Origin of the sequence: Hymenobacter sp. UV11, from assembly GCF_004684095.1 — a bacterium.
Classification (GTDB): Bacteria; Bacteroidota; Bacteroidia; order Cytophagales; family Hymenobacteraceae; genus Hymenobacter.
The window spans coordinates 1-679 of record NZ_SRII01000063.1; the positions used below are offsets into that span (position 1 = coordinate 1).

The window sequence follows — 679 nt, forward strand, 5'->3', positions numbered from 1 at the left end:
CCTCCACCAGGGTCAGGTCCCGGCTCACCCACACCCGGCGCTCTTCGCCGCGGCCATGGTCTTTCTCGCGGCTCACAAAGGCCGGCTCCTGCCGCAGCAGCGGGGCCAGATGGGCTTGTACCTGCTCGAAGAGCGCCCGTTGGTTCTGCTTGAGGGCTAGTACATAAGCAGCCCCGCGCTCGACCAGCGTCGTGGCAATGGCGCGCTGGCAGCCAATGGCGTCGATGCTCACCACGCTGCCGGCGACCTCCACCAGGTCCAGCACCTGCGGAATGGCCACGAGCTCGTTGGCTTTGCTGGCCACTTGGGTTTGGGCCAGACACAGGCGCTGTTTGGTCGCCCAGACGCTGACCAGCTGCACGCTGGCTTGGCGCCGGCCGGGCAGGCAGGTGCCGCGCACCTGTTTGCCATCAATGGCCAACTGCTGCCCAGCCAGGACTCGCAGGATGTCCTGCCCCCAGTGGGTGAGGCTGGCTTCGAGTTCGACCGGATTCAGGCGGCTGAACACGCGCTGCAACGTGTAAGACGAGGGGATGCCGGCGGGTAAGCTCAGAAACTGAGCGAGCACGGCCTGTTTGTCGCAGGCGTAATCATAAATCTGCTCAAAATCTTCGCAATCAGCCAGTAAGCCGCACAGCACCAGCCAAATAATATCGCTTAGCTCGTGTAGACAGCGCCC

Annotated in this window: 1 protein-coding gene; it reads right to left on the reverse strand. The window is 63.8% G+C overall.

Annotated elements, in window-relative coordinates; translation table 11 throughout:
* Positions 1-679, reverse strand: a 679-nt coding sequence (locus E4631_RS25695; RefSeq protein ID WP_133656748.1) for an ISAs1 family transposase, incomplete at both ends; no start/stop codon positions are given.